Here is a 7,811-nt window from a genome sequence, read left to right as displayed (position 1 = left end):
ATGGCACCACACTGACCCCATCCCGAACTCAGAGGTGAAACATTGCTGCGGCTACGATAGTTGGAGGGTTGCCTCCCGCCACAATCGCTCAGTGCCAGGTTCTATTTTTAAATAAAAAAACGTCCTAGCAATAATTATTGCTAGGACGTTTTTTTATTTATTTTATCTTGAATTTATACTTGAATTTATAAAGGTCATATTTGCAATAATCCCTCTGGGGTTCACCATTAGCATAAATGTGCTACCCTAGGGGGGTTGTCTAAAATTCCGCACATCCAGGAATTCGGGTGTTTCCAAATTGGGAAATACACCTGGGTGGAGGTTTAACCCGAATAGGAGTAAGAAAATATATGCCAGTAGTTTCATTGGCTCAAATGATGGAGTCAGGAGTTCACTTTGGGCATCAGACCCGACGCTGGAATCCTAAGATGTCTCCTTACATCTACACATCTCGCAATGGTGTACACATCATCGATTTGGTGCAAACAGCCCATTTGATGGATGACGCGTATAACTATATGCGATCACAAGCCGAGCAAGGTAAAAAGTTTCTCTTTGTTGGCACTAAGCGGCAAGCAGCAGGTATTATCGCCCAAGAAGCTGCCCGTTGCGGTTCTCACTATATTAATCAACGCTGGTTAGGTGGAATGCTCACCAACTGGGCAACCATTAAAACCAGAGTAGACCGCCTCAAAGACTTGGAACGTCGGGAAGAAAACGGTGCATTAGATTTATTGCCGAAAAAAGAAGCATCTATGCTGCGTCGTGAAATGACAAAGCTACAAAAATATTTGGGCGGCATCAAAACAATGCGGAAAGTGCCTGATGTGGTGGTAATTGTAGACCAACGTCGGGAATATAACGCAGTTCAAGAATGCCAAAAACTGTCTATCCCCATCGTGTCGATGCTGGATACAAATTGTGATCCAGATGTAGTAGATATTCCCATTCCAGCGAATGATGACGCTATCAGATCAATTAAATTGATCGTTGGTAAATTGGCAGACGCAATTTATGAAGGTCGTCACGGTCAGCTAGATGCAGAAGAAGACTACGAAGACTACGAAGGCGGCGAGGAAGATTACGAATACGACGAAAGTGATTATGCTGAGTCTGCTCCCGACGGAGAAGAGGGAGCATAAGCATAATATGAGGATGAAGCATGAAACAGACAAAGCTCACACTTCATACTTCATCTTTAAGAGTTTGGATTTCATCGTTTTTCTTCCCCAGCCCTGAGTAAGATAGAAATACTTAAAACTCTTGCATAGTGCTGAGTGCTGAGTAATGAGTGATGAGTGAACTCAGCACTTTTAACTCAGCACTGTTTTAGTGAGCGATTACAACTCAAGGTCAAGTTAGGAATTGAGGCAACATGGCGGAAATATCTGCAAAACTCGTCCAAGAGCTACGCCAAAAAACTGGTGCAGGCATGATGGACTGCAAAAAAGCCCTGAAAGAAAATGATGGCGACATCGAACAATCTATAGATTGGCTACGGAAAAAAGGCATCGCCTCTGCGGGTAAAAAAAGCGATCGCATTGCGGCGGAAGGTTTGGTGGAAACCTACGTTCAGCCTGATGGCAAAGTAGGCGTACTCATCGAAGTCAACTGTCAAACAGATTTTGTTGCCCGTAACGATGCTTTTAAAGCTCTAGTTAAAAATCTAGCCCAGCAAGCAGCGACTGCTGATAGTGTTGAGTCTTTGCTAGCTCAACCTTACATCGAAAATAACAGCGTTACCGTAGATGAATTTATCAAGCAAACAGTTACTAATTTAGGTGAGAATATTCAGGTACGTCGCTTTGTGAATTTTGCCATCGCCGATACACCAGGAGTAGTCGATAGCTACATTCATACTGGTGGTCGAGTTGGTGTGTTACTCGAAGTGAATTCTCAATCGGAAGCAGCTGCTACTAATGAAGAATTCCGAGCATTGGCTCGCAACGCAGCAATGCAAGTTGCAGCTTGTCCCAATGTGGAGTATGTCAGTGTAGACCAAATTCCTGCCGCGTTTGTCAACAAAGAAAAAGACATCGAAATGGGTAAGGATGACTTGGCTAACAAACCAGAAAACATCAGAGAAAAAATCGTTCAGGGACGAATTGAAAAACGCCTGAAAGAAATGACTTTGCTAGACCAACCTTACATTCGCGACCAAAGTATTTCTGTAGAAGACTTAATGAAGCAAGTGAAGGCTAAAGTCGGCGAAGACATCTCAGCACGTCGCTTTGTTCGCTATATCCTAGGCGAAGGCATTGAAAAGCAAGAAAGCAATTTTGCTGAAGAAGTTGCTGCTCAAATGGGTGCGAAATAGTTCTGAGTAGTGAGTGCTGAGTAGTGAGTAGTGAGTTAAAAGACTTCTACAATGCTTAGGGCTGACATCAAATACAAGCACATAAGTATTGAGAAATGATAGAATCACTCGTGACTCAGCACTCGTTACTCACAACTGAACACTCATTACTCATCACTTTTTATGGACAGGTCAAGCAAATAGCCTGACCTGTATTTTATTTAAAATTATAAAAAATATAGATGATTATTTGCGAAAAATTACATACATTTGTACTATTAAGGCTCAAGTAGATTTAAAGATATGGCCAGAGCAATTGAGCGAATTGAACGGGATATTACGGTGTTGCAAGAAGCAATTCAAGCGATCGCCACAGAACTCCAAAGTGCTTATACTAATTATTTAGTAGCCTTGGGTCAAGCACTACGAAAACAGTTAATTCTGGCAAGTTACCACCTATGTACCCAAGGGTATCCCGAAAACTTTTTGAAGTTGTCATTAAATCAGCGACAAAAATTACAACAAAGTATCCGCAATTTGGGTCAACAAGCAGCAGAGATATTGCTCACCCATCTGATGATTGAGGAAGAAGTAGAAATAATTACAGATTCCGACAACATTGAAGATGAGGAAGATACCAATAGTGTGGAGGATGTGGAAAATGAGGAAGTAACATCTACCCTATCATCCGCATCTGCCGAACCATCTCATGATGTTTCTCCTCAGACTCATATTTTTGACATTTCTAACCCCATAGAATTAGCCAAATGGCAACAGCATTTAGAAGCCCAAACGCAACAGACACTACGAAAAGTTTCTCATGAAGCTAATTTGAGCTTACAAAAAGCTGGAGTTTTACCTCAAAAATTACCAGAACCCATTTTAGAAGCAGCAGCAGTAGCCTCGGAAGCTTCAGCAGAAATGATGCCAGGGCCGCCTAACATCTTAAACTTAGTCATTGAAATTGAAGATGAGCAGGATGCAGAAGCATCGAGCTTAACCCAAATTATGACTATTAATTTGCGGTTAGGAGAAATAGAATTTGCTGATGCAACACTTGCTGCTAGTCGGAAGCAAATTCGTGACATTTTAGTACAACTGAATAAACTAGGAAGGGAGTATCAAAGAAAGCAAAGGGAACGCTCAATTGCGGAAGCCGAAGCTGCATGGCGTTCTAGTTGGTATGAGGATTAATGAGAGGAGACTGGGGACTGAGGACTGGAGAAGAGATTTGAAATTTTGAATTTTAAATGATTAACGATCAGCCAGATTGGATACGCTTACATAAAGCCTTGGCAGTAGAAGCCGAACACGGTTTTACAGACTTGGTGGGTAGACAGTACCGCTTCAGTGAATTTCTCAGCCTCACATTTGGGAAATTTCCTACGAGTTTACCACCAACTGAACGCCGTCGTTGGCAAGAACTGGCAGTGCAGTTTGCTAATTATCCCAATCTACAACTGAAAGAGCGTCAACATTTAATAGCGGAAACCCGACGATATCTTTACCAAGTGCAAAAAGGGGAAGGGGAGCAGGGAAGCGGAGGCGCAGGTGAACAAAGGAGCAGTTATAAAGCGAAAGTTCCAAATTCTGCGCCGCTTGTAGCGGAAGTTAGCCGGAGGTTAGCTCCTAAAATTGACCAAAAACTCAGTGATTTACCAGAAATAGGCATTCGTAAAGCCGATAAATTGGCAGCGTTGGGTTTGTATACTGTGCGCGATTTACTGTTTTACTACCCCCGTGACCATATTGACTATGCCCGTCAGGTGAATATTCGGGAGTTACAGGGGGGTGAAACGGTGACAATTGTGGCTACAGTCAAACGTTGCAACTGCTTTACTAGCCCCAAAAATCAAAAATTATTGATTTTAGAATTAGTCCTCAAAGATAATACGGGTCAAATTAAAGTAGGCCGTTTTTGGGCGGGGGCGCGTTTTACTAGTCGTGCTTGGCAAGAAACTTTAAAACGACGCTACCCAGTGGGGAGTGTGGTGGCGGCTTGTGGGTTAGTTAAAGGTAGTAAATATGGCTTGACTCTGGATAACCCTGAGTTGGAAGTGTTGGCAAATCCAGGAGATAGCATTGAATCCTTAACTATGGGGCGGGTAGTACCAATTTATGCTCTCACTGAGGGAGTGATGGCGAATATGGTACGAGAGGCGGTAATTGCGGTTTTACCTGCGGCGGCGCAACTGAAAGACCCCTTGCCCAAAGGTTTGCGGGAAAAGTATGGTTTGATGGAATTAAAGGATGCGATCGCTAATATCCATTTTCCTGATGATAGCGATACTCTCAAAACTGCCCGTCGTCGCTTGGTATTTGATGAATTTTTCTACCTACAACTAGGTTTATTACAACGTCAGCAGCAAGCCAAAGCTATCCAAACTAGTGCTATTCTCGCTCCCAAAGGACAGTTAATCGAGAAATTCTACGAAGTCCTACCATTTCAACTGACTGGCGCACAGCAACGAGTCCTGAATGATATCCTCAACGACCTGCAAAAAAACACACCGATGAATCGGCTAGTACAGGGTGATGTGGGTTCAGGTAAAACTGTTGTGGCGGTAGTGGCAATTTTAGCCGCCATTCAATCGGGCTATCAAGCAGCCTTAATGGCCCCGACAGAAGTTTTGGCAGAACAGCATTACCGTAAGTTAGTTAGTTGGTTTAACCTGTTATATTTGCCAGTGGAATTACTTACAGGTTCAACTAAAACAGTCAAACGGCGACAAATTCATTCACAGCTAGTAACTGGTGAATTACCCTTACTAGTCGGAACTCACGCCTTAATTCAAGACACCGTAAACTTTCAGCGATTGGGATTAGTGGTGATTGATGAGCAGCATCGGTTTGGGGTGAAACAACGGGCGTTGTTACAACAAAAAGGCGAACAACCCCATGTATTAACTATGACTGCTACCCCAATTCCCCGCACATTGGCGTTAACTGTACATGGGGATTTGGATGTCAGCCAAATTGATGAGTTACCGCCGGGAAGAGAAGCAATTCAAACTACTGCATTGACAAGTCAGCAACGCAGTTCAGCTTATGACTTGATACGCCGGGAAATTGCCCAAGGTCGGCAAGTTTATGTAGTATTACCTTTGGTGGAAGAATCAGAGAAACTAGATTTGCGATCGGCGGTGGAAGAACACCAAAAGCTGAAAGAAAGTATTTTTCCAGAGTTCCAGGTGGGGTTGTTGCATGGGCGGATGAGTTCGGCTGAGAAGGACGAAGCCATTACTAAGTTCCGTGATAATCAAACGCAGATTTTAGTTTCTACTACTGTGGTGGAAGTTGGAGTAGATGTGCCTAATGCAACTGTAATGCTCATTGAAAATGCGGAGCGTTTTGGTTTATCACAATTACACCAATTGCGGGGACGGGTTGGACGTGGTGTTGCTAAATCCTACTGTTTATTAATGAGTAGTTCCAAAAGTCCTGATGCTCAACAACGATTAAAAGTTTTGGAACAGTCCCAAGATGGCTTTTTTATTTCGGAAATGGATATGCGGTTTCGGGGGCCGGGAGAGGTTTTAGGGACTCGCCAATCAGGGGTGGCGGATTTTACTTTGGCTAGTTTAGTAGAAGATGAGGAAGTTTTATTGTTAGCAAGGCAAGCTGCTGAGAAAGTGATAGAAATAGATGCTAGTTTAGAGCGTTGGACTTTAATGAAGGCAGAGTTGAAATATCGCTACGAACGTTTGATGGGTGGTGCTATTTTAACTTGATTGGGTGAGAATTGAGGTGGAAGTTTAAACGCAGAGGGGCGCGGAGGGCAGCGCAAAGGTACGCAGAGAATTAATGAAATTCTGTAGTCAGTTATGCTCAGATAAGTTTATCTATAGATGCTGATAATAGTAGAATTTACAGCTAATTAAAAATCATGGCGGTATAGTGAACTTGTGTGGAAAAGTGAAAATCTTGCACATTTTCCATCAAAACCTATTCGGTTAAACAAATTCCGGGTTAGGATTATTGTTTAGCGGTGCTTTAATTCAATATCGAGTTCAATTTTTGAAATTTTATGGACAAAAGTCCACTAGATGGCAGTATCATCCTCCTCTGAGTTGGCGAGTTAGTCTCCCAGCGCGGGGGAGACTATAGGAGGTAGTATCATGCTCACACAGGATATTCGCAATTCGCTCATGGATATTGCTGATTTAAACCAGCTGAAATGGGATTTAAATCAGTCACCACCTGTGGATGTGGGAGAATATATTGCACAATTGCCGGAAAAAAAGCGTGCGATCGCTTTTCGTCTGCTCAACAAAGATCAAGCAATTGATGTATTTGAATATTTACCAACAGAGGTTCAGGAAGAACTCATCAACTCCTTACACGACACTCAAGTGGTGCAGCTTGTAGAAGCGATGAGTCCTGATGAACGGGCAGAATTATTTGATGAATTGCCTGCTTTAGTGATTAAACGGCTATTACGAGAGCTGAGTCCAGAACAACGGCAAGCTACAGCAACTATTCTCGGTTATCCCGAAGGCACAGCCGGGCGGATCATGACTACAGAATATGTGCGGTTGCGGGAAGGCTTGACTGTAGGTGAAGCCCTCAGTAAAATTCGCCGTCAAGATGAAGACAAAGAAACAATTTACTATGCTTACGTCACAGACGATAACCGCAAGCTGGGGCGGGTTGTGTCACTGCGACAGTTGTTGTTTACCTTCCCAGAAGTTTTGATTGGAGATATTGCTAGCGATCGCGTCATTAAGGTCAGAACTGATACACCCCAGGAAGAAGTCGCTCAAGTCATGAAACGCTATGACTTAATCGCTATCCCTGTGGTTGACAAGGAGGATCGATTAGTCGGTATTATTACTATTGATGATGTAGTCGATGTTTTAGAAGAAGAAGCGACAGAAGACTTCCAAAGATTGGCAGGTGTTAGCGGTGATGAAGATACTTTGTCTTCTCCCCAAGAGACTATACGTAAGCGTTTGCCTTGGTTGTTGGGAATTATGGCTTTGTATATTGGTGCAGCCAGTGCGATCGCGCCATTTCAATCTGTAATTGCGGCTGTGCCAGTATTAGCGGTAATTATGCCGATATTTTCTAATACAGGTGGCACTGTGGGCATTCAATCACTCACAGTTACTATCCGAGGTTTGGGGGTAGGAGAAGTCACACCCAAAGATACTATGAAAATTCTCCGTAAGGAGATTTTAGCAGGTTTAGGTACAGCAGTAGTTTTAGCTATAACGATGTTTGCTCTTTCTTTAATTTGGGCTAAACCCCAAGAGCGATGGGTAGCTTTAATTGCTGGAGTGGTCATGGCAACTAATACAATGGTAGCTGTAACCCTTGGGACTCTACTGCCAATGGCTTTAAAACGCCTAAAGCTAGACCCTGCCCTCATGAGTGGCCCCTTAGTCACCACCATGCTTGATACAATTGGGTTTTTAACTTTCCTCAGTATGATTTCTGTAGCTTTGAAAGTTTTTAATTTACAAACTTAGAAAGGAGGGGTGTAGGGGTGTAGGGGTATAGGGGTATAAGGGTA

At 43.1% G+C, this 7,811-nt stretch carries 5 protein-coding genes and 1 rRNA gene (1 of these 6 cut by a window edge); all 6 read left to right on the top strand.

The features are described 5' to 3' along the window. Positions 1-100, top strand: a 5S ribosomal RNA gene (gene rrf, locus L6494_RS15480) (it extends 18 nt beyond the left edge of the window). A 250-nt stretch (positions 101-350) separates the two neighbouring features. Beyond that, positions 351-1,142: a 30S ribosomal protein S2 gene (gene rpsB / locus L6494_RS15475; RefSeq protein WP_237988604.1), complete on the top strand. Its 792-nt coding sequence runs from the start codon at positions 351-353 to the stop codon at positions 1,140-1,142. Between the two features lie 233 nt (positions 1,143-1,375). Further along, complete coding sequence (tsf, locus tag L6494_RS15470) at positions 1,376-2,317, top strand: translation elongation factor Ts (RefSeq protein ID WP_237988603.1); 942 nt, start codon at positions 1,376-1,378, stop codon at positions 2,315-2,317. A 282-nt stretch (positions 2,318-2,599) separates the two neighbouring features. Beyond that, on the top strand, positions 2,600-3,490 hold the full coding sequence (locus tag L6494_RS15465) for a hypothetical protein (RefSeq protein ID WP_237988602.1): 891 nt from the start codon (positions 2,600-2,602) through the stop codon (positions 3,488-3,490). Between the two features lie 56 nt (positions 3,491-3,546). Continuing rightward, complete coding sequence (gene recG / locus L6494_RS15460; protein WP_237988601.1) at positions 3,547-6,027, top strand: ATP-dependent DNA helicase RecG; 2,481 nt, start codon at positions 3,547-3,549, stop codon at positions 6,025-6,027. A 387-nt stretch (positions 6,028-6,414) separates the two neighbouring features. After that, positions 6,415-7,767 carry a magnesium transporter gene (gene mgtE / locus L6494_RS15455; RefSeq protein ID WP_237988600.1) on the top strand — a complete coding sequence of 451 codons (1,353 nt, stop codon included), beginning with the start codon at positions 6,415-6,417 and terminating at the stop codon, positions 7,765-7,767. The last annotated feature ends 44 nt before the right edge of the window (positions 7,768-7,811 follow it).

It is taken from the genome of Nostoc sp. UHCC 0870, from assembly GCF_022063185.1.
Taxonomy (GTDB): Bacteria; Cyanobacteriota; Cyanobacteriia; order Cyanobacteriales; family Nostocaceae; genus Trichormus.
The sequence above is the reverse complement of the archived record's forward strand: the minus strand, read 5'-3'. Positions and strand labels throughout refer to the sequence as shown.